Here is a 21,717-nt window from a genome sequence, read left to right as displayed (position 1 = left end):
CCCCGCCGTGTGGGGGCGGGGCGGTCCACCCACCCGGTCCGGGCTTCACAACCAGTCGTTGCGGGCGACGTACCAGCCGAGCTGCATCCGGGTGGCGCTGCCGGTGACGTCCATCAGCTGGCGCAACCGGCGCTGCACCGTACGTAGGGACATGCCGAGCTGCGAGGCGACCGCCTTGTCCGGCAGCCCGGTCATCAGCAGGGACAGGATCTGCCGATCGGTGGCGGTGGGCATGCTCCACCGGTCCACGTCGTCGAGCGCGTCGGCGGCCGGCGCCAGCCGCAGCGGGGTCGCCCGGTCCCACACCTCGGTGAAGAGCGCCACCAGCACCTCGACCCAGGCGGCGCCGCGTACCACCAGCGCCCACGGTTCGATCGTCCCGGTCCGGCCGGGGAACGAGAGCAGCGCCACCCGCCGGTCGGCGACGGCGAGCTTGCCCGGCACGTCGAGCGCGACCCGCGCCTGTTCACCGGCGGCGACCAGGCCGCCGATGTGCGAGCTGGCGTCGGGCCGTTCCAGCGCCCGCCGGTCGTAGACCACCCGGAACCGTACGCCCCGACCGAGCAGTTCGTGCTCGGTCGGGTTGTCGTGGAACTCGGCCGTGTACGGCGGCCGGTCGAAGCCCAGCACCTCCTCCTGCGCGCCGCGCAGGAACTGGTCGAACGTACGCCCGATCGCCGCCCCACCGACCACCATGTGCACACCCTGGTCGATCGGCTCGGCGGCGCGCTGCCGCTGCAACCAGTCCCGCAGCCCGATCCGCGCCTCCTGGAGCTCGCGCATCCGCTGCATGACCAGCGAGTCGATGGCCAGGTCCGGTGAGGTCGCCTCGGCCCGTCCGTCGACGGTGTGCACGAGGCCGGGTTGCTCCAGGGTCCGCAACGCCCCGGTCACCTCGCTGACGCCGACGGCCAGCCGCCCGGCCAGCTCCTCGGCGGTGCCGGGTCGGCCGGACACCAGGTCCAGGTAGATCCGCTCCGCCAGCTCGGTCAGCCCGAACGCCGCCAGCATCTGCCACCACCCCGATCGATGGTCCACCGGGCGGGTGGACCTTGATCGATCTTGGAGCGCTCCCAGGATTACGTCAAGCAGGTGGGTTCAGCTCACGTACCGGTCGAACAGCTCCCAGCCCTGGTCCCGGTCAGGCCGGTTGGGTGGCCGGTTCCGAGGCGGGCAGCGGCTCGCCGGTCTCCAGCAGGCTCTTCAGGCTGGAGAGCAGTTCCGGCCAGCCGTGCCGGACTCCCTCGCGGATGGTGCTGCCGGGCTCGAAGCCGTCGTGTGTGACGGTCAGCCTGACCATCGAGCCGAGCGGTTCGATCTCGAAGGTGACCTTCGACCGGGGTTCCGCGGCCATCTTGGCCAGCAGGTTGTCATCCATGTTGTGGGCGGCGGCGAACTCCGGCGTCACGGTGTGCCAGGTGTACGACAGCCGACGGTACGGGTCCGACTCCAGTACGACCTGGGCGTGGTCGGCCATCCGTACGCCGCTCTCCTCCCAGACCATGGTCGACCCGACCTGCCAGTCGGACTCGAAGACGACACCCCAGTAGCGCCGGGTGAAGGTCGGGTCGGTCAGCGCCTGCCAGAGCCGTTCCGGCGTCGTGTTGATGTAGTTGGTGTAGACGAATTCCAGGTCGCTCATGGGTTCCTCTTCCAGTGCTCTCTTCAGATCGGCGAGCACGTGCACCCGGTCGCGGTGGTACCGGCTGATCCAGCGTTCGCCGATCGCGTCGATCGGGGCGGCGTTCAGGTAGTGCAGCTTTTCCCGGCCGCGCCACACCGGGGTCACCAGGTTGGCCGCCTCCAACACCGCCAGGTGCTTGCTGACGGACTGCCGGGCCATGTCCAGGCCGGCGCAGAGTTCACGCAGGCTCTGGCCGTTGCGGGCGTTCAGGCTGTCGAGCAGCCGGCGACGACTGGCGTCGGCCAGCGCCTTGAACACCTCGTCCATCCACCACCTCGGCGTCGTTCGGACATGCAGCCGTTCGGCTGCACGAAGAAGGTGTCGGAAGCATAGGCAGCCAAAAGGCTGCATGTCAAAGACCGGGCCTGGTCAGCGTGCCGATCATGGACTCAGTCGAACTCGTAGCCGTACTGGGCGCGCCGGGTGCGGGGCAGCAGCGCCCTGAGCCGGGCGAGGGGATTCACCCCGAACGGCTCGGGCCCGAGAAGGTTGCGCAACACGAAACGGTCTGCCCCCGGAGAGGACTCCGCCAGCGGGTCGTGCTGCTCGACCTGGGCCATGATCTCGTCGAGGACCGGCGATGTCACCCGGCCAGCCGAGAGCCAGATCGCGATTTTCGCGTACGCGTTGACCAGCTCGCGCCGCCCGACCAGGAGCAGGGCGACCGGGGCGACCAGGCCGAGCAGGTAGAGCCAGGAGAAGCGCCAGCCCAGGATCCCGACCAGCGCACAGGTCGGTACGAACAACGAGATGCGGAACTGGGCTTCGGCGATCCACCGGTCGAACTCACCGTGCAGCTCCGGCTCGGCACCGATCAGTCGCTCCACCGTCGGCTCCAGGTCCTTCAACACCCGCGCGACCTTGCGCTCGACATCGAACATCGACTCCGCGATCACGTGGTCGAGCCCCGGATACGACGAGGCGAGGTCGGCGGTCGTGATGGTCGCCGGCACCAGCACCGGCCGGCCGGGGTGCCGTACGGGCAGGGTCTGCCGGGCCTTGTCGATCATCTGGTGGCAGTGGTCGCGATAGTCGAGGGCGGTGGAGTAGTGCTCGATCGCCCGTCTGCGGATCATGTCGAACAGCGGTCGACTGACGGATCGGGGACCGGGGCAGCGGGTGCTGGAGTCGAGCCGTCTCAGGGCGCTGCCCCGGGCCAGGGTGACAACCTTCCGGTGGTCCCAGCCGGTCGCCAGGAGCCGGGGTTCCAGCAGCCTGTTCGTGGTGTTCGAGATGATCCCGATGATGTACGCGAAGACGCTGACCGCACCGAGCAGGACCGTCTTGCCGAGCCAGTTCCCGAGCTGGATCAGGCTCTCCAACGCGGGTGGGTACGGCTGGAGTTCGAGGATGTCCTCGCCCACGGCGATCCAGACCGCCAGTACCCAGACGTAACCCGCTATCAGTGGTGCGCGCACCTCTCTGAAACCGGGTAGCAGATTAGCGAGCAACGTCAGCCCTCTCTCGGGATCAACTCCGCGCGGCCGGAAGCCTACAACGGACAGACGCGACAGATGGGACCGGCAGTCGTACGCCGTCCGATGCCACCGTTGCGCCGACCCCCGAGCAGAGGGCTGGGCCGACAGGCGCCCCGCTCACCCGGCCGAAGCGGTCTGGCGCCTGCGGACGGGGTGCCCGCCGGGTAGGTGTTCCCGGCCCCAGCGGACCGTCCGGTCGAGGAAGCCGCGCGCCATGATGACCACGCAGGTGCCCGCGTTGACCAACGAACCGACCAGGTCACTCGGATGGTGCATGCCCCGGTACATCCGGGTCAGCGCCACGCCGAGCGGGATCACCACCAGCAACGACCACCAGGCAATCTTGGTCGACCTACGCCGGGCCCGCAGGGCCAGCAACAGCGCCAGCCCACAGTAGAGCGCGATCGCCGCCGACGTGTGCCCGGACGGGAAGCTGGAGGTCGGCGGCGACACGTCCATATGCTCGACCGCCGGCCTCGGCCGGTCGATCGCCAGCGTGGTGAAGAGGAAGACCAGCGCCTGCGCGGTCACCGCGCAGACCAGGAACACCGGCTCCCGCCAGCGGCGCAGCGTCACCGCCAGGACGCACGCCACCACGGCGGTGACCGCGACGATCGCCGGTGTGCTGGCGATCGTGCTGAACACCAGCGACACGGCGTTCGCGGGACCGCTGCGCTCCGCCTCCAACTGGCGGTTGACGGTGTCCTCGACGGTGAGCGGCCAGTCGTCGTACAGCACCTTCGTGACCAGCAGTCCCAGGCCGACCATGACGGCGTAGAGGACGGCCACCGGCAGCAGGAGACGGATGGTGACCTGCCGGAGCACGTGTGTAACCGCTGCGATTGACATGGCCCCTCAGCTACCCGGTCCCGACCGCGCCTACGCCTGTCGGTCGGCGGGCACCGGCTCGGTCTGCTCGACCACACCATCATGCAGCGGGGCGGTGCGGCGGCGTCCGGCCCGGTCACCACCACGCCAGGTGGCGAACACGGCACTGGTCGCCGCCACCACGGCGACGCCGAGCACCCAGCCGCCGAGCACGTCGCTGAGCCAGTGCACGCCGAGCGCGATCCGGCTCAGGCCGGTCAGCACCGTGACCACTCCGGCGGCGGCCCACAGCCCCCACCGGGCCGTGCGCCGCCGCCGGGCATCACCGATCTCACCGACGAACGGCAGGAAAACCAGCACGAGTACGCCCGCGGTCAGCGCCGCCGTGAGCGCGTGCCCGGACGGGAAGGCGTAGCCGGGCGCGTGCGAAACCGGGTCGAGCAGTTCGGGGCGTCCCCGGCCGAAGAGCAGCTTGAGCGAGGCGCCAAGCACACCACCGGCCACCATCGTCGTGACCGCCCAGAGCGCCACCCGCCGCGCGCCCCGCCACCACAGCCAGAGCACCACGGCCAGCACCACCACCCGCAACGGCCCCGGCCCGAAGAGATCGGTCCACACCTGCGTTGCCGACGCCCAGCCCGGATGCGCCACCGCCTCGGCGTGCAGCGACTCGGCCAGTCCCTCGTCCACCTTCCGCAGCGGCCACCAAGCCGAGATCACCAACAGCGAGAGCACCGAGAACGGCACCAGTACGAGCATCGCCGCGACGGCGGCGAGGGTCAGTCGCAGACCCAGCGACCGGTCCGGATCGAGTCGCCGCGCCCACCAACTGGTGTTGGTCGAATGTTCATCTGTCCGTGGTTGTGGTGAACGCATGGACCAGCCCTACCCCGCCAACCCCCCAACCATGCGCACCCAGAGCCCGAACCCCCTCCCGGTACGCCTCTTGATCCACGCGCGCTCACGGCTGCCGCCCGTACGTCTGCGTCGTACCCATGGATTCCGCTTCCCTTCCGCTGTCTGCCCTGGTCGGATCGCTCGCTGATGAGCAGTCACAGGCTGCCGTAGGAGGCGGTAGCCGGGCGGCGCGGACGAGAATCTGGGTCTGGTCGCCGGAGCGACCATCGCGGACCATCGGCCGGACGGAACCGATGCACCGCCTCGATCCGCAGCATCGCGCCCATTCATGACACGGTCCGACGTCGCCTACACCATCACGCACAGCACGGGGACAGCCCCTACCTCGGATAGCGACGCTCGCCAGAGGTGCCCCGTCGCTAACCCTGGGTGGGCGGGTCGGCGCTCTCGTCCGCGTCCAGCTCCTGCGAGTCCGGTGGAAGCGAGATGATGAAGTAGGCCCCCATCAACTGGGCAAAGATGGTGGAGAACGGGAAATAACCGGGGATGTACTCCACGTCTACGAAACCCACCACGCCGACGATGGCCAGTACGAACCAGCCGAGTTTGGTGGTGAACAGGAGCTTCAGCCGTCTTCCTGCTCCGTACACCTGTCTTCTTCCGGGGACCGGTCGGATGCCTGCTCAGGCGGCGCGGCCGCGCAGCCGGGCGGTGGTGGCGGAGGCGAGTTCCCGCAGGGGTTCGGCTGCCTCTGGGTGGATGTCCAGGGCGTCCTGGAGCCGGGCCCGCCAGCGGCCGGCCTCGACCGCCTCGGCGTTCGCCTGCGTCGGCCACTGCAACCGGGTGCGGGTGTCGGTCAGCTCCCGTCGGTGCTCCGGGCCGAGGATCGTGGCGACCTCGCCGCTGAGCCAGCCGAACACCTCGTCGGTCTCGGCGGCGGCCACGAAGACCCGAGCCGTGTCCCATGCCACCCGTGGGTGGTGAATGACCTGTGCCATCGCGGCCTCCTCGACTCGTGGCGCTGCTACGACCATCGTCTATCCGGACCTCGACCCTTGACAAGGTGGCCGAACAGCCGAACAACGGCCCGATCAGGCGGCCAGCGCACCGCCCAGTACACGTTTGTCGGTGACGCTGGGTCCGTACGACTCGATCAGGACGGGGGCGTCGAGCAGTGCGCCGATCGCGGACGCCCGGTGTGCGGGCCGGTCGAGCCGCGCCGGGCGGGCGCGGCCGAGCAGGGCGGTCAGCCGTTCCTGGTACGCGAGGTCGCCGCGCCGGCCCGGCACCAGCCGATCCAGCCTCGCCCCGGAGTCGAGCACGTATTCGGGGCAGATCGCCAGCTCCGGTGCCCGGTCCGGGGCGTCCAGGTGGGTGATGGCGAGCGCGTCGACACCACCGGCGACCTCGACCGCGTAGCGGTGGGCGACCGCGTCGAAGTGCCCCACCCGGAACGGGCCCTGCCAGCGACCGGTGCCGTTGTGCCGGTCCGGCAGGGCGGCGGTCAACGTCGCGTCCTCGGTGACCAGCGGACCGGCACCGTGCCGGGTGGTGTAGGTCCGGACCACCCCCAACCGCAGCGCCTCGTGCCCCGCCTCGGCGAGCAGTGTCTCCGCGTTGGCGAACGTGGTGGTGGACCAGGTCGTGTACGGGTGCCAGCCGAACCACTCGTCCAGCAGCACCCCCTGCGCCCCCTCGAACACGCACCGTCCCGCGTCCAGCATCGCCCGGCGGACCGCCCCACCGTCCACTATCGACACGATCGAGCCGAACGCCAGGAACACCGACACCACCTCGTCCAGCGGTGGGCCGCCCAGGTCGCCCAGTTCGTCGGTGAGCCGGTCGCGTACGGCCGCCAGTCGGTGCCGCAGTCGGGTCGGGTCGAGCGCGTCCCCGGCCCGGGGCGCGTCGGCGTGGCGCAGCGCGTACGCCATGGTTTCGCCGACCCCCATTCCGCAGGAGCCGTGCCGGCCGGCGCCCCGACCCAGCTCGCGCAGCCGGTTCGCGGCGGCGTGCCACGGTGTGCTGAGCAGCGCCTCGGCATCGATCGTGAGCAGCCCGAACGGGTCCGGTACGCCGAGTGCGTTGAGCTGTTCCGCCTCGGCGGCCAGGGCGAGCGGGTCGACCACCACGAAACGGGACAGGTGGGTGGGCACCCCGTGCAGGGTGCCCGACCCGAACTGGGCGAAGGTGTGGTGGCGCCCGTCCGGCGCCACCACGTTGTGCGCCGCCTGCGCGCCCCCGTTGAACCGGATCACCGCGCCGACCGGCCCGTCGGCGCAGATCAGGTCGACCACGGTCCCCTTGCCAGCATCGCCGTAACCGAGGTCGACCACGACGGTGTGCCGACCGTCGCCGCTCAGAGGCGGCCGGGTCAGAGCCGGCCGGGTCAGAGCCGGCCGGGTCGGGGCGGGCCGGGTCACAGCCGGATCAGTCCGTCGTCCGGCCCGTCGGTGTCCAGGCCGGCGGTGGCGAGGTCGGTCCGGACCGCCGTGCCACGGCTCGACCCGATGGTGGCCAGCGCCTTGCCGACGGTGCCGGTGGCGGTCGAGCCGATGTCCTCCAGGTCGGTCAGTCCCTCGGCCAGGTCGATCGCCTCCTCGCCGAGCCCGACGGTGAGCGCGATCGTCTCGCAGACCGCGTCGAGGTCGTCGAGTTCGATGACGTGCTGGCCGAGCAGCCGGCGCCAGTGGCCGAGGATCTCCGGGTCACCGGCGTAGCTCGCCCCGCTGGGCAGGATGTAGTAGACCTCGAAGCGCTGGCGCAGCTCGGCCACGATCGCCGCGACCGAGATCGGCTCGGCCAGTTCGTCACCGATCCACCGCCGCACCTCGGCCGGCTTCACCTGCGGGTAGGGCAGCTCGTCGCCGATCAGGAACAGGTAACCGCGCCGACCGCGCCGCTCGACACTGTCCATGCTGGTGTGCCGGGCCATGAAGTACATCGCCAGCTCGTACGACTCGGTGCGCTGCCCGCCACCGCCGCCCTCCAGCACGATACTGCCGAGGTCGTCGTCCATCCGGTTGTCCGACTCGAACTGCCCGATCTGCAACGGCACCCGGTCGCAGGTGGCGTCACCGATCGCACCGAACATGATCTGCGGATCGGTGGCGTAGCCCTTGCGCAGCAGCAGGCCGAACAGTTCCGGCAGCTTGCTCTGGAGCGTCCGGGGCACGTTGCCCATCGAGCCGGTCACGTCGAAGAGCACCGCGATCGGGGTCGACCGGGGGTGCTCGTCGCTGTCGCGGCTCTCCCGTACGTCCACCCCGCGCGGGTCGAGCCGCTCGTGCACCTTGCGCGCCCCACTGTCGCTGTACGCGAACGCGCTGCGTCCGGTGGCCGCGCGGTAGCTGGCGGCGGCGCCGTACACGTCGGTTGACCAGCGTCCACTTCCCATGATCTTTCTCCTTCTCCGATGTGTCAGATGGTTGTCGTCGAGAGGGCCAGGCGCCGGAACCGGCGCGGGCCGTAGAGCTTGTCCAGCAGTTCGTCGAGTTCGGCCAGCAGTTGCCAGGCGTCCTGTGGGCGTCGGCGCGGGCTGGGGTGGGTGCAGCCGTGCACGAAGCGGGACAGGGCGGTGTTCGCCTTCGTCCCCATCAGCCAGTGCATGCAGCCGCTGGCCAGGTGGATGTCGGTGGCCGGGGTGGCCGGTCCCCGCCTGGCCACCTCCGGCGGGTACCAGTCGCGGTAGCGGGCGACCAGGGCCGGCACCGAGCCGCCCTCGGCGGTGACCGAGTAGCACCAGTCGACCAGGACCACCCCGTGCTGGTCCGGTTCGATCAGCACGTGCTCGGGCAGCACCGCGCCGTGCACCACCCCGGCCCGGTGCGCCCAGCCGAGGGCGACCAGCAGACGCCGCCAGATCCAGGCGACGTCACGCGGGTCGAGTCCGTCCGGGTGGGACCGCGCGACCTCGGTCAGCGGGACCAGTCCGGGGGAGTGGGTCAGCACGTTCGCGGTGCGGCGTACGCCGGTGGCCGGGTCCTCGTGCCGGAAGCTTTCGACCAGCTCCGGCGCGTAGGCGCGGTGTCGCGGGTCGCCGTCGCGGCGCAGCGTGACCAGTGCGGTCGCCTCCCGGTCGAGCAGGTCGTTGGCGGCCGGTTGCCGGGGCAGTTTGAGCAGGCCCTCCCGCCCGTCGTAGCGGACCCGGTAGAGGTTGGCCAGGTCACCGGTGGCGAACCGGCTGCCGAGGGTGTAACGGTGCCGCTTGGTGGTGAGGGTCGCGCTCCCTCGCCCCTGGTGGGTCGCCCAGAGGCTGGAGAGTCGGGCGAAGGCGGCCGTCGCGGTCGCCGTCCGCCGGTCCGGTGCGGCGTCCGGGTGCAGCAACCGGGCGAGTTTCCGGTACGTCGCCGCAGGGTCGTCCCCGCCGAACAGGTCACCGGGCGTACGGGCGGCGTCGACCAGTGCGACGGCTCCGGCGAAGGTCATCGGCGCGCCGCCTCCGGCGGGGGTCATCGCACACCGTCCTCGCGGGACGGGCGCAGCAGCGGCGGGTGCAGTTGTCTGGCGTCGCCGGCCCGGTAGAGGCGGGCTCGGGGACCGCCGCGTTCGCCGCCCCGGTTGGTGGTCTCACCGGTGCTCTCCACGAAGCCGGGCACCGACAGCACCTTGCGGTGGAAGTTTCCGGCGTGCAGTTCCTCGCCCCAGACCGAGGTGTAGACCGCGCGCAGCTCGCCGATGGTGAACCGGTCGCCGAGGAAGGCGGTGGCCAGCGGGGTGTACTCCAGTTTGGACCGTGCCCGTTCCAGTCCGGCGGCGAGGATCGCGCTGTGGTCGAACGCGAGTGCGCCGGCCGCCTCGACCGGCACCCAGGCCGCGCCGGCCGCGTCGGAGCCGGCCTGCGGGTCGGGCAGGCTGGGTGCGAACGCGAGGTAGGCGACGGAGACGACCCGCATTCTCGGGTCCCGGTCGGGGTCGCCGTAGCTGGCCAGCTGTTCCAGGTGCAGTCGGGCCAGTTCGCCCTCGCCGGGGCGCAGGCCGGTCTCCTCGGCGAGCTCCCGGACGGCCGCCGCTTCCAGCGGTTCGTCGCGGACGAATCCGCCGGGCAGGGCGTGGTGCCCGGCGTACGGCGGGACGCCCCGGGTGACCAGCAGGACGTGCAGTCCGCCGGCGCGGATGGTCAGGGCGACCACGTCGACGGTGACGGCCAGCGCCGGGAAGGCGCGCGGGTCGTAGTTGTCGAGGAATTCCTGCTCGGTGGTCATGATCGCCCACGTCCTATCATTCTCAAGCTGAGTCTTTCTCGCTCCGAGAACAACCTAACCCGGGAGGTGGCCCCGGTCAACCGGTGTGATGCCGGGTTTTGGTGCCCGACGGGCTGTCAGGGGTGTTTGGTCGAGGGCTTTTGTGGCTTGGTCAGGCGGGATCTCCGCATATTCCGTCTTCGGGGTGAATCCGCCGATAGATGGCGAACCGCGAGTCTTCTTCGGTTAGCGTCAACCGGAAGATTCGTACAAGTCGGACATTGGCTGTGGGTGGGCTGATGCCGTCCAAACGCGTCGAAGAAGTGGCGGAAGGTGGAAAGGCTCATGGTTGCACGAAGGCAACTGCTCGCGGCCGGTGCCGCGGGTGGTGCCGCACTGATGATCCCGGCGACGAGCCGCTCGACGAGCGCGAGCGGTCGCTCCGCGGACGCGCTCGACCCGTCGACCATCCCCAAGTACGTCACCGACCTGGTGATCCCGCCGGTGATGCCACCACTGGCCACCGACGGAAAGCAGGCCCTCGACGAATACTCGATCGCGGTCCGGCAGTTCCCGCAGCAGGTGCTGCCGCCGGGCTACCCGAAGACGACGGTCTGGAGCTACGGCTCACCGAGCCACGGCAACACGTTCAGCTACCCGGCGTACACGATCGAGGCCAAAGTGGGCCGCCCGGTCCGGATCACCTGGGCCAACGAACTGGTCGACGAGTCGGGCAACTTCCTGCCGCACCTGTTCACCGTCGACCCCACCCTGCACTGGGCCAACCCCGGCGGCGGCATCGACCACCGGGACCGCCAACCCACCTTCACCTCGGCGCCCGAGCCCTACACCGGGCCGGTCCCGATAGTCACCCACCTGCACGGCGCACACACCACCACGGAGAACGACGGCTACCCCGAGGCGTGGTACCTCCCGGCGGCCAGGAACATCCCCGACGGCTTCGCCCCCGTCGGCAGGTTCTACGACGAATTCCGCGAGACCTTCGCCCGCCAGCACGGGGTGGCCTGGAAGACCGGGACGGCCACCTTCCAGTACCCGAACGACCAGCGGGCCACGACGCTCTGGTACCACGACCACACCCTCGGCCTGATCCGGCTGAACGTCTACGCCGGGCCGATCGGGCTCTACCTGCTGCGCGGCGGCCCCGCCGACGTGGCCCCCGGGATGCTGCCCGGCCCGGCACCGGCCTTGAACGACCCGCCGGGCAGCCGCTACTACGAACTGCCCCTGATCATCCAGGACCGGTCGTTTGACGCCGACGGGTCACTGTCGTACCCGAGCGCGGCGGCGATCGACGGCTTCGACGGGCCGTACATCCCGGACAGTGACGTCTCGCCGTTCTTCAACCAGACGTTCTTCGCCGATACCATCGTGGTCAACGGCGGCACCTGGCCGGTGCTCAAGGTCGAACCGCGCCGCTACCGGTTCCGCCTGCTCAACGCCTGCAACTCGCGCTTCCTCGTCCTGCGGATCGCCGGCGACGCGACCGCCCGGCCGGCCGCCACCGCCGTACCGTTCTGGCAGATCGGCTCCGACGGCGGCTTCCTGCCGACGCCGGTCCGACAGGAGCACCTGGTCATCGGCAACGCCGAGCGGGTCGACGTGGTGGTCGACTTCACCGGCATCGCCGAGGGGACCGCGCTGTACCTGATCAACGAGGGACCGGACCACGAGTTCCGCGGCGGCACACCCGGCACCGACTTCGAGCCCGCCAACCCGGCCACCACCGGACAGGTGCTGAAATTCCTCGTCGGCTCGCTCGTCGCGCCCGACGACAGCCTGCCCCCGGAGCAGTTGGAACTGCCGGCCTTCACCCCGCTGGGCAGGGAGACCGGCACCCGGCGACTCTCGCTCAACGTGCAGAACTCCACCGTGACACCGGCCGCCGGCCCGATCGCCCACCTGGCCGGCGTGATCGACGCGAACGGCAAGCGGGTGCCGTTGCGCTGGCACGAGCCGATCCGGGACAACCCGAGCCTGGGTGCCACCGAGATCTGGGAGTTCCGCAACTTCACCCCGCACGCCCACCCGGTCCACATCCACCAGGTCCAGTTCCAGGTCCTCGGCCGGGGCCCGGACGGGCAGACCCCGCCGGAGGCGTCGGAGTCCGGCTTCAAGGACACCGTCGTGGCGCTGCCCGGCCAGCTCACCCGGGTCAAGGTGAAGTTCGACCTGCCCGGCCGGTACGTCTGGCACTGTCACATCCTGGAACACGAGGACAACGAGATGATGCTCCCGTTCCTCGTCGGACAGGCACCCGAGGGCGGCGCGCACACCGGCGACGGCGGCCGGGACGGCGCCGATCCCGTGCTGGCCGCGGCCGGGCTGACCATGCTGGCGGCAGCGGCCGCCGCCGGGGTCGTACTGACCCGCCGCACCGCCGACCCGCAAGCGTCGGCCTGAGCGGCCACCGCCGAGGTCAGTGCCGGGGGCCGCGCGGCGCCGGCGGCGGTGGAGGTTTCGAGGAGTACGGATCGCGGCCCGACGTCGTTCTCGGCGTCGGGCCGCCGAGCGGGGCGAGAATGTCGTCGAGCAGGGCCCGCATCGCCAGCGACGGTTCCAACTGGAGTTCACTGAGGATCAGCTGGCGGTACGCGTAGAACGCGTGCAGCGCCTCGTACGCGTTCCCCTCGGCGAGGTGCACCTGGACGATCAGCCGGTGCGGGGTCTCCCGCAGCGGTTCGGCCCGCATCGCCTCCAGGGCCGCCTGCAACGCCTCACCGTGCTGACCGGCCCGCAGGTGCGCCCGCGCGATCTGCTCCAGCGTGTGCAGGCGCAACTGCCGCAGCCGTTCCCGCTCGACCAGCACCCAGTCGTCGTACCAGCCGGGCAGCAGGTCGTGCCGGCCGGCGGCGAGCACCCGCTCGACCCGGCGCGGGTCGGTGCCCTCGCGTACCCGGGCGGCGGCGCGGACCAGGTCGTCCACGTCCACCTCGACCCGGGCGTCGAGGCGTACCGCGCCACCGGAGGTGAGCACCGGGCAACTGCCGTTGCGGCGCAGCCGCCACAGTGCCGTACGCAGCCGGGACAGGGCGCGTTCCTCCGGCGTGTCCGGCCAGAGCAGCCCGGCCAGCTGCGTACGGGTCGCGCCCGGCCGCAGCCCGATCAGTGCGACCACCCGTTGCAGTCCCCGTGGTACGACCGTGGGTGTACCGGCGTGCAGCAGGCGGAAGCCGTCGAGCAGGAAGAGTTGGACGGTCCCGGCCGCGGAGTGCTCGCCGGGGACCGGTTGGCGGAGCACGGTGGGCGCCATGCTGCTGTCAGAGGTCATGGTCGAACCCCCTGCACCGGAACCTTGTCCCGAACCGTGCTGACCGGGAGTGGTGCCCCGGCCTGGCTGGGCATGACCGTGGTGCCAACGGCTCTGTCGTTGAACTGTCCCATGCCCCCGAAAGTGTGACGAAGAGTAGCAATCCCCCATATGCCCGGTCAATCGTCGGGACGATCTTTTGACTTCCGCGCGCCCAGACAGGCCGGGGGCTCGTTGGGTGATGTCCCGACTCGTTGGGCCCGGTGCGACCCCCGTACGCGGGCCGGCCGCCGCCGGGCGGGCCATCCCCGGCGTCACCGCAACGTCACCGGACCCGATCACCGGTGGTGCTCCCGCGTGACATCCCGTTGACGGTCCCTGGCGCATCGTGACCAGCGTTTCTGTGGACGCGCCGTCGCCTCCGCAGCGGCGGCGACCGGAAACCCCCGCTGGTCCGATCGCACTTCGCGCCACATCACGTCCCGAACGGAGATCCGAGCCGGTCCGGGGCACAGACCGTTGGGAGGTCGCAGATGCATCGATCGCTGATCGTCGCCAAAATCGTGCCCGACGCCGAGTCGGAGGTGGCCCGGATCTTCGGCGAATCCGACGAGACGGAACTGCCGGGCATCGTCGGCGTACGACACCGGTCCCTGTACCGCCTCGACGACCTCTACGTGCACCTGCTCGAAACGGCGGAGCCGGTGGCCGCCGGACTGATGTCGGCCAGCCGGCACCCCGAGTTCGTCCGGATCAGCGAGCGGCTGCGGCCGCACATCTCGCCGTACCTGTCGACCTGGCGCTCGCCGCGCGACGCGGTCGCCGGCTGCTTCTACCGATGGGACGCCTCGGTCCCGGCGACCGGGAGCGAACGATGACCGCGACCACCACCGAGACGGCCCCGGACCAGTTCTGGACCCGCTGCCGATCCTGCTCCTCGCTGCTCTACCGCAAACGCCTGCGGCGCAACCTCGACGTCTGCCCCGAATGCGGCGACCACCAACGACTGGCCGCGCCGGACCGGATCCGGCAACTGGTCGACCCGGGCACCTTCGCCGCCCTGCCCGACGACGTCGCCCCGGTGGACCCGATCGGATTCGTCGACTCGATGCCGTACCCGCAGCGGCTGGCCGCCGCCCGCGCGGACACCGGCCTCGCCGAGGCCGTGCTCTGCGGCGAGGCCCGGATCGACGGGTACCCGCTGGTCCTCGCGGTGATGGACTTCCGCTTCCTCGGCGGCAGCCTCGGCACCGTGGTCGGCGAACTCATCACCCGGGCCGCCGAGCGGGCCCTCGACCGCGGCCTGCCCCTGCTCCTGGTCACTGCCTCCGGCGGCGCCCGGATGCAGGAGGGCGTGCTGTCGCTGATGCAGATGGCAACGGTCAGCCAGGCCATCGCCGCGCTGCGCGAGGCGGGACTGCTCACCATCAGCCTGATCACCGACCCGACCTTCGGCGGCGTCGCCGCCTCGTTCGCCACCAACACCGATCTGCTGGTGGTGGAGAGCGGCGCCCGGATGGGCTTCGCCGGGCCCCGGGTGATCCACCAGACCATCCGCAAGCCGCTGCCGGACAGCTTCCAGACGGCCGAGTTCCTGCTGCGGCAGGGGCAGGCCGACATGGTCGTCGAACGGTGGGGCCTGCGCGCCCGCCTCCGGCCGCTGCTCGCCACCGCCCACGCCGCCCGGTCCGGCGACGCGGCCCGCGCCAACCACTCCGGCTGCGCCGACGCCGCCGGGGCGGCGGAACTCGGGTCGGGGGCGTCGGTGCTGATCCGGGATCCGGACCGGCTCGCCGAGCCGGACGGCTGGCGGGCCGTGCAGGCCGCCCGCCACCTGGACCGGCCGACCACCCTGGACTACCTGGCCACCGCGTTCGACAGCTTCACCGAACTGCACGGCGACCGGCTCGGCGCCGACTGCCCGGCGATCGTGGCCGGTCTCGCCCGGCTCGGTGACCAGCACCTGGTCGTGGTCGGGCATCAGAAGGGACACCACACCAAGGACCTGCTGGCCCGCAACTTCGGCATGCCGGCACCGGCGGGCTACCGCAAGGCGCAGCGGGTGATGCGGCTCGCGGTCCGCCTCGGACTGCCGATCGTGACGCTGATCGACACCCCCGGCGCGTACCCGGGCATCGAGGCCGAGGAACAGGGGCAGGCGGCCGCGATAGCGGACAGCATCCTGGCCATGACCGGCCTGCCGGTCCCGGTCGTGGCGGTGGTCACCGGTGAGGGCGGCAGCGGTGGCGCGCTCGCGCTGGGGGTCGCCGACCGGGTGCTGATGTTGCAGAACGCGGTCTACTCGGTGATCAGCCCGGAGGGGTGCGCCGCGATCCTCTGGAACGACCCGACCGCCACCCCACGGGCCGCGCGGGCACTGCGGGTCACCGCGCCCGACCTGCTCCGGCTGGGGATCGTCGACGGGGTCGTACCGGAGCCGCCGCGCGGGGCGCACACCGATCCCGTGGCCGCCGCCGACCTGCTGCGCCGGGCCATCGTCGAGACGCTCCCGCCACTGCTGCGGTCGCCGGCCGACACCCTGGTACGCCAACGCCGGCTGCGGTTCCGCCGGTTCGGCGCGGGCAGCCGTCCGGTCCTGCCACCGGTGGTTCCCCGGTGACCGGCGAACCCTCCGACGACGAGCATCTGCTGACGCAACTGCGCGAGCAGGCGAGCCGGCTGGTGGCCGAGGTGGCCGGGCCCCTGCGCCGGGTCAGGATGCGCAGCGGCAGCGCGGTCCTCGAAATCGAGTGGCACGGCGCGCCGGCACCGGTCGAGGACGCCTCGGGTCGGGTCGGTCCGGCGACGTACGCGGCGAACACCTCGACCGGAGGGTCGGCGGTGACCGACCGGGAGTCGCCCGACTGGGTGGTGGCACCGATGGTCGGCACGTTCTACCGGGCGGCCGAGCCGGGGGCGGCACCCTTCGTCGAGGTCGGCGACCTGGTCGAGCCGGGCCAGGTGATCGGCATCGTCGAGGCGATGAAACTGATGAACCACATTACGGCCGAGCACGCCGGCAAGGTCGCCGAGGTGCTGGTCGGCAACGGCGAGCCGGTGGAGTTCAACCAGCCGCTGATCGCCCTGGTATCCGCCTGACGCGCGGGACGGTGTCCGATGTTCGAAAAGCTGCTGATCGCCAACCGGGGCGAGATCGCCCTGCGAGTTGCCCGAGCCTGCCGGGAACTCGGCATCCGTACGGTCGCGGTGCACTCGACCGCCGACCGTGACTCGGCCGTGGTCCGGTACGCCGACGAGAGTGTCTGCATCGGACCGGCGGCGAGCCGGCACAGTTACCTCAACGCCGCCGCGATCATCGAGGCGGCCCGGCAGACCGGCGCCGAGGCGATCCACCCCGGCTACGGCTTCCTCTCCGAGGACCCCGACTTCGCCGAGATCTGTGCCGACAACGGGCTGACCTTCGTCGGTCCGCGCCCCGAGGTGATGGCCGCGCTCGGTGACAAGTCCCGCGCCCGGGCGCTGATGCGCGAGGCGGGCCTGCCGCTGCTGCCCGGCAGCGTCGAGACGCTGGCCACGGTGGGGGAGGCCCGCGCGGTCGCGGACGAGATCGGCTACCCGGTGATCATCAAGGTGGCCGCCGGCGGTGGTGGCCGGGGCATGACCGTGGTCTGGTCCGGCGCCGACTTCGCCCGCGCGTACGCGCACACCCGGACCGTGGCGCGGGCCGTCTTCGCCGACGACCGTGTCTACGTCGAGCGGTACCTGCCCCAGGCCCGTCACGTCGAGGTGCAGGTGCTCTGCGACGGCATCGGCGGCGGGGTACACCTGGGTACGCGGGACTGCTCGGTGCAGCGCCGCCACCAGAAGCTGGTGGAGGAGGGCCCCGCCCCGGCGCTCTCGGCCGCCACCCTGGAGTCGATCGCGGCGGCCGGACTGCGGGGCGCGTCGAGCGTCGGTTACAGCGGTGCCGGCACGGTCGAGTTCCTGGTGGACGACGCGGAGCGGTTCCACTTCATGGAGATCAACTGTCGGATCCAGGTGGAGCACCCGGTCACCGAGATGATCAGCGGGGTCGACCTGGTGCACGAGCAGTTGTACCTGGCCAGCGGCGTACCGCTGCGAATCCGGCAGGACGAGGTCCAGTTGCGCGGCGTCGCGATCGAGTGCCGGGTCAACGTGGAGAACCCGGACCGGGACTTCCTGCCCACCCCCGGCCGGCTGGACCGGTTCCACCCGCCCGGTGGCCCGTTCACCCGCGTCGACACCCACGGAGCGCCCGGATACGTGGTCGGGCCGCACTACGACTCGCTGCTGGCCAAGGTCGTGGTCTGGGCACCGGAGCGGACCCAGGCGCTGGACCGGATGGAACGTGCCCTGGACGAGTTCGACATCGCCGGACCCGGCGTGCACACCACCATCCCGTTCATCCGGCGGGTCCTCGACGACGCGGCCTTCCGCAAGGGCCGGTACTCCACCGACCTGGTCGACCGCCTGCTGCGCGACCGAGCGGCACCCACCGCTCCGCCGCACCCCTGACCGACCCCGAACGACACCGGACCGGGTCCGGCCGTCGACATGTCGACTTCCCGAGCGATTCGAACGCGTCGAGTTCAAGGAGACCAGATGACCGTGCAGAGGGCGGACAAGCGGCTGGCGACAGCCGAGGACATCACCTCGATCCTCGTCCGCAACTGCGGACTCAACGCCGACTCGGCCGCCGCGGCACCCACCGCGTCGCTCGACGAACTCGGCATGGACTCCCTCGCCCTGCTCGAACTGCAGGCCGTCATCGCCGAGCGGTACCGGGTGCAGATCCCGGAGGAGGTGAAACACCTGACCATCGCGGACATCGCCGACCTGGTGGACCGCGAGGCCGAGCCGGCGACCGTGCCGGCGCAGTCGACCGTCGTCGAAGCCGCCGACGGCGACACCGCCGCGACCGGCACGACGGAACCGGTGGCCGCCACCGGGTCGGTGCGCACCGTCGAACCGGTCGGCACCGTCGGCGGGGGTCCGCCGGGGCATACGGAGAACAGCATCGTGATCGCCGCGCCCCGACAGCTGGTCTGGGAGCTGACCAACGACGTCACCCGCTGGCCGACGCTGTTCACCGAGTACCAGCTCGCGGAGGTGCTGGAACGGCGCGGCAACCGGGTGCTGTTCCGGCTGACCATGTTCCCGGACGAGAACGGTGTGGCCTGGAGCTGGGTCAGCGAACGTACGACCGACCCGCAGACGTACGAGGTGCACGCGCGTCGGGTGGAGACCGGGCCGTTTGCGTACATGCGGATCTACTGGCGCTACGACGAGGTGACCGGTGGCACCCGGATGACCTGGGTGCAGGACTTCGCCATGAAACCCACCGCCCCGGTCGACAACGCGCAGATGACCGAGCGGATCAACAGCAACAGCAGGATCCAGATGAACATCATCCGTGACCAGATCGAGGCGGCCGCGCGCGAGCGGGCCCTCGACGTACCCGCCGGGGGCGACGATGAGTGAGCGTGAACCGTCCGTGGTGGCCGCCCGAAACGTGCCGCCGGACCAGCGACGCGGGGGCGAACTGCGGGTGCTGCTCGGGCCGAAGACCGTCGGCTCCACCTCGGGCTTCATGGGGGTGGCGACCCTGGCACCCGGCGAGCGGATCGCCGAGCACTACCACCCGTACAGCGAGGAGTTCCTCTACGTCGCACGCGGCGCGATCACCGTCGACCTCGACGACACACCGGTGCCGGTCACGGCCGGCGAGGCGCTCTTCATCCCGGTCGACACCCGGCACCGGCTGCGCAACACCGGCGACGAGCCGGCCGAGGTGGTCTTCCAACTCGGGCCGCTCGCCCCGCGCCCGGAACTGGGACACGTCGACACCGAGCGCGCCGGCACTCCGCCGACCCGACCGGAGTTCGCGTCATGACAGCGCGCCGCACGGTGGTGACCGGCATCGGGGTGGTCGCCCCCGGCGGTCCGACCCGCAAACAGTTCTGGGCCACCATCACCGACGGCCAGACCGCGACCCGCCGGATCAGCTTCTTCGACCCGTCACCGTTCCGCTCCCAGATCGCCGCCGAGTGCGACTTCGACCCGGTCGCCGCCGGCCTCACCCCGAGGGAACGCCGCCGCGCCGACCGGTACGTCCAGTTCGCGCTCGCCGGCTCGATCGAGGCGCTGGCCGACAGTGGGCTCGACCTGTCCGAGGCGACCCGGGAGCGGACCGGCGTGGTGCTCGGCTCGGCGGTCGGCGGCACCATGGCCCTGGAGGACGAGTACGTGGTCGCCAGCGACTCCGGCACCCGCTGGCTGGTCGACCACGAGTGCGGCGGACCGTACCTCTACCAGGCGCTGGTGCCGAGCAGCCTGGCGGCGGACGTGGCGGTACGCCATGGGCTGCACGGACCGGCGCAGGTGATCTCCACCGGCTGCACCTCCGGCATCGACTCGATCGGGTACGCCTACCAGCTCATCTCCGACGGCGAGGCGGACATCGTGGTGACCGGCGCGTCGGACACGCCGATCTCCCCGGTGACCGTCGCCTGCTTCGACGCGATCAAGGCCACCACCCCGGACAACGACGACCCGGCGCACGCCTCCCGCCCGTTCGACCGGGACCGGCACGGCTTCGTCCTCGCCGAGGGGGCGGCGGTGCTGGTCCTGGAGGAGTGGGAACACGCCCGGCGCCGGGGCGCACGGGTCTACTGCGAGGTCGCCGGGTACGCCAACCGCAGCAACGGCTACCACATGACCGGACTGCGACCCGACGGTGCCGAGATGGCGCTGGCGATCAACTCGGCACTGGACCAGGCCCGGGTCAACCCGGACGAGATCTCGTACATCAGCGCGCACGGCTCGGCCACCCGGCAGAACGACCGGCACGAGACGGCCGCGTTCAAGCGCTCGCTCGGCCCGGCCGCGTACCGGGTGCCGATCAGTTCGATCAAGTCGATGGTCGGGCACTCGCTCGGCGCGATCGGCTCGATCGAGATGGCCGCCTGCGCCCTGGCGATCGAGTACGGCGTGGTCCCGCCGACCGCGAACTGGGCCAATCGGGACCCCGAGTGCGACCTCGACTACATCCCCAACACCGCCCGTGACCTGCTGGTCGAGGTGGCCCTGTCGGTCGGCAGCGGCTTCGGCGGGTTCCAGTCGGCGATGGTGTTCAAGCGGTTGCGGGAGCTGCACCGATGACGCCCCGGCCGGTGGTCACCGGCATCGGCGTGGTCGCGCCGAGCGGGATCGGCACCGACGCGCACTGGAAGACCGTGCTGGCCGGGGAGAACCGGATCGGCCGGATCACCCTGTTCGACCCGGACCGCTACCCGACCACCCTGGCCGGCGAGGTCGCCGACTTCGACGCGAGCGCCTTCGCCGACAACCGGCGGCTGGTGCAGACCGACCGCTGGACCCACCTCGGTTTCGCCGCCACCCGGCTCGCCCTCGCCGACGCCGGCCTGCCCGAGGTGGCCACCGACCCGTACGGGTACGCGGTCACGCTCGCCAGTTCCTCCGGTGGCAACCTGTTCGGCCAACGTGAACTGCAACGGCTCTGGGGACAGCCGTCGCGGACCGTCGGGGCGTACCAGTCGATCGCCTGGTTCTACGCGGCCAGCGTCGGCCAGGTCTCCATCCACCACCAGTTCAAGGGACCGTGCGGGGTGCTGGTCGCCGAGGCGGCCGGCGCGCTGGACAGCCTCGCGCACGCCGCCCGGATCATCCGCCGGGGAACCCCGGTGGTGATCGCCGGCGGGACCGAGTGCCCGCTGAGCCCGTACGCCCTGGCCTGCCAGATCCGCAATGGTCATCTCAGCGAGAGCGAAGACCCGCAGCGGGCGTACCGGCCGTTCGACGTCGCCGCCGCAGGTTACGTGCCGGCCGAGGGGGGTGCGGTGTTCGTGGTCGAGGACCTCGACCACGCCCTGGCCCGGGGGGTGACCACGGTGTACGGCGAGATCGCCGGTTGGGGCGCCACCCACGACGGCCGGCACACCGTACGGGTCGGCGCCGCCGACGAGACGCAGTACGCCCGGTCGATGCGGTTGGCGTTGGACCGGGCGCAGTGCCCGCCCGAGGAGGTGGACGTGGTGTTCCCCGACGCGCTGGGGGTGCCGCGTTACGACCGGGCGGAGGCGGCGGCGCTGCGTACCGTCTTCGGCCCGGACTCGCCGCCGGTGACCACCCAGAAACCCCTGGTCGGACGGGCCCACCAGGGCGGTTCGGCGCTGGACGCGGCGAACGCGCTGCTCGCCCTGCGGCACCGGGTGCTGCCGCCGACCGCCGGGCTCGACCGGCCGGCTCCGGGGTGCGAACTGGACTTCGTCCGGCAGGCGCGCAGCGGGCCGGTACGGACCGCGCTGGTCGGTGCGCGGGGCTTTGACGGATTCAACAGTTCCGTGTTGATCCGTGCCTACCAGCCGCCCGGCCAGCGGGCCGGTGGTGACCAGTGATCCGGGAGGAGACGGC

General features: G+C 71.3%; 21 protein-coding genes. 9 read left to right on the top strand and 12 right to left on the bottom strand.

Going from position 1 to position 21,717, the window contains the following annotated elements; genetic code table 11:
- Nucleotides 1-45 precede the first annotated feature (45 nt).
- The 11 genes from ACZ6QQ_RS28045 to ACZ6QQ_RS27995 form a co-directional block, all read right to left on the bottom strand.
- Entirely contained in the window at nt 46-1,011 is a 966-nt protein-coding gene (locus ACZ6QQ_RS28045; protein WP_465880343.1) for a helix-turn-helix domain-containing protein, read from the bottom strand.
- A 130-nt stretch (nt 1,012-1,141) separates the two neighbouring features.
- Nucleotides 1,142-1,951 carry an ArsR/SmtB family transcription factor gene (locus tag ACZ6QQ_RS28040; protein ID WP_465880342.1) on the bottom strand — a complete coding sequence of 270 codons (810 nt, stop codon included), beginning with the start codon at nt 1,949-1,951 and terminating at the stop codon, nt 1,142-1,144.
- Between the two features lie 122 nt (nt 1,952-2,073).
- The gene (locus ACZ6QQ_RS28035; RefSeq protein WP_465880341.1) at nt 2,074-3,102 is read right to left on the bottom strand and encodes a hypothetical protein; all 1,029 of its coding nucleotides are present in this window, start codon (nt 3,100-3,102) and stop codon (nt 2,074-2,076) included.
- A 177-nt stretch (nt 3,103-3,279) separates the two neighbouring features.
- Nucleotides 3,280-4,011: a phosphatase PAP2 family protein gene (locus ACZ6QQ_RS28030; RefSeq protein WP_465880340.1), complete on the bottom strand. Its 732-nt coding sequence runs from the start codon at nt 4,009-4,011 to the stop codon at nt 3,280-3,282.
- 30 nt (nt 4,012-4,041) lie between these two features.
- Entirely contained in the window at nt 4,042-4,866 is an 825-nt protein-coding gene (locus tag ACZ6QQ_RS28025; protein ID WP_465880339.1) for a phosphatase PAP2 family protein, read from the bottom strand.
- Between the two features lie 401 nt (nt 4,867-5,267).
- Complete coding sequence (locus ACZ6QQ_RS28020) at nt 5,268-5,498, bottom strand: hypothetical protein (RefSeq protein WP_465880338.1); 231 nt, start codon at nt 5,496-5,498, stop codon at nt 5,268-5,270.
- A gap of 33 nt (nt 5,499-5,531) precedes the next feature.
- Entirely contained in the window at nt 5,532-5,846 is a 315-nt protein-coding gene (locus ACZ6QQ_RS28015) for a hypothetical protein (protein ID WP_465880337.1), read from the bottom strand.
- A 93-nt stretch (nt 5,847-5,939) separates the two neighbouring features.
- Nucleotides 5,940-7,211, bottom strand: coding sequence for an adenylosuccinate synthetase (locus tag ACZ6QQ_RS28010; protein WP_465880444.1), 1,272 nt, complete (start codon nt 7,209-7,211; stop codon nt 5,940-5,942).
- A 56-nt stretch (nt 7,212-7,267) separates the two neighbouring features.
- Nucleotides 7,268-8,245: a hypothetical protein gene (locus tag ACZ6QQ_RS28005; RefSeq protein ID WP_465880335.1), complete on the bottom strand. Its 978-nt coding sequence runs from the start codon at nt 8,243-8,245 to the stop codon at nt 7,268-7,270.
- A 23-nt stretch (nt 8,246-8,268) separates the two neighbouring features.
- On the bottom strand, nt 8,269-9,303 hold the full coding sequence (locus tag ACZ6QQ_RS28000; protein WP_465880334.1) for a serine/threonine-protein kinase: 1,035 nt from the start codon (nt 9,301-9,303) through the stop codon (nt 8,269-8,271).
- On the bottom strand, nt 9,300-10,052 hold the full coding sequence (locus ACZ6QQ_RS27995) for an NUDIX hydrolase (protein ID WP_465880333.1): 753 nt from the start codon (nt 10,050-10,052) through the stop codon (nt 9,300-9,302). Before ACZ6QQ_RS27995 ends, ACZ6QQ_RS28000 begins: the two co-directional genes overlap by 4 nt.
- A gap of 324 nt (nt 10,053-10,376) precedes the next feature.
- Here ACZ6QQ_RS27995 and ACZ6QQ_RS27990 point away from each other — a divergent pair, with 324 nt between their 5' ends.
- Nucleotides 10,377-12,455 (top strand): multicopper oxidase family protein, encoded by a 2,079-nt coding sequence (locus ACZ6QQ_RS27990; RefSeq protein WP_465880331.1) that lies wholly within the window; start codon nt 10,377-10,379, stop codon nt 12,453-12,455.
- 16 nt (nt 12,456-12,471) lie between these two features.
- Here the strand turns inward: ACZ6QQ_RS27990 and ACZ6QQ_RS27985 are convergent, their stop codons facing one another.
- The gene (locus ACZ6QQ_RS27985) at nt 12,472-13,305 is read right to left on the bottom strand and encodes an AfsR/SARP family transcriptional regulator (protein WP_465880443.1); all 834 of its coding nucleotides are present in this window, start codon (nt 13,303-13,305) and stop codon (nt 12,472-12,474) included.
- A gap of 530 nt (nt 13,306-13,835) precedes the next feature.
- Between ACZ6QQ_RS27985 and ACZ6QQ_RS27980 the strand changes: the two genes are divergently transcribed.
- The 8 genes from ACZ6QQ_RS27980 (at nt 13,836) to ACZ6QQ_RS27945 (ending at nt 21,701) form a co-directional block, all read left to right on the top strand.
- A complete protein-coding gene (locus ACZ6QQ_RS27980) occupies nt 13,836-14,180 on the top strand; it encodes a TcmI family type II polyketide cyclase (RefSeq protein WP_465880330.1) in 345 nt (114 codons plus the stop codon).
- The gene (locus ACZ6QQ_RS27975; protein ID WP_465880329.1) at nt 14,177-15,922 is read left to right on the top strand and encodes an acetyl-CoA carboxylase carboxyltransferase subunit alpha; all 1,746 of its coding nucleotides are present in this window, start codon (nt 14,177-14,179) and stop codon (nt 15,920-15,922) included. The genes ACZ6QQ_RS27980 and ACZ6QQ_RS27975 overlap by 4 nt, the downstream gene beginning before the upstream one ends.
- On the top strand, nt 15,919-16,401 hold the full coding sequence (gene accB / locus ACZ6QQ_RS27970; RefSeq protein WP_465880327.1) for an acetyl-CoA carboxylase biotin carboxyl carrier protein: 483 nt from the start codon (nt 15,919-15,921) through the stop codon (nt 16,399-16,401). The genes ACZ6QQ_RS27975 and accB overlap by 4 nt, the downstream gene beginning before the upstream one ends.
- 18 nt (nt 16,402-16,419) lie before the next feature.
- Entirely contained in the window at nt 16,420-17,799 is a 1,380-nt protein-coding gene (locus ACZ6QQ_RS27965) for an acetyl-CoA carboxylase biotin carboxylase subunit (RefSeq protein WP_465880325.1), read from the top strand.
- Between the two features lie 87 nt (nt 17,800-17,886).
- The gene (locus ACZ6QQ_RS27960; RefSeq protein ID WP_465880324.1) at nt 17,887-18,765 is read left to right on the top strand and encodes an SRPBCC family protein; all 879 of its coding nucleotides are present in this window, start codon (nt 17,887-17,889) and stop codon (nt 18,763-18,765) included.
- Nucleotides 18,758-19,177: a cupin domain-containing protein gene (locus tag ACZ6QQ_RS27955; RefSeq protein ID WP_465880323.1), complete on the top strand. Its 420-nt coding sequence runs from the start codon at nt 18,758-18,760 to the stop codon at nt 19,175-19,177. Before ACZ6QQ_RS27960 ends, ACZ6QQ_RS27955 begins: the two co-directional genes overlap by 8 nt.
- A complete protein-coding gene (locus tag ACZ6QQ_RS27950; protein ID WP_465880322.1) occupies nt 19,174-20,445 on the top strand; it encodes a beta-ketoacyl-[acyl-carrier-protein] synthase family protein in 1,272 nt (423 codons plus the stop codon). Before ACZ6QQ_RS27955 ends, ACZ6QQ_RS27950 begins: the two co-directional genes overlap by 4 nt.
- A complete protein-coding gene (locus tag ACZ6QQ_RS27945; RefSeq protein WP_465880320.1) occupies nt 20,442-21,701 on the top strand; it encodes a beta-ketoacyl synthase N-terminal-like domain-containing protein in 1,260 nt (419 codons plus the stop codon). The genes ACZ6QQ_RS27950 and ACZ6QQ_RS27945 overlap by 4 nt, the downstream gene beginning before the upstream one ends.
- The last annotated feature ends 16 nt before the right edge of the window (nt 21,702-21,717 follow it).

The organism is Micromonospora sp. NPDC049529 (assembly GCF_055586685.1).
The sequence above is the reverse complement of the archived record's forward strand: the minus strand, read 5'-3'. Positions and strand labels throughout refer to the sequence as shown.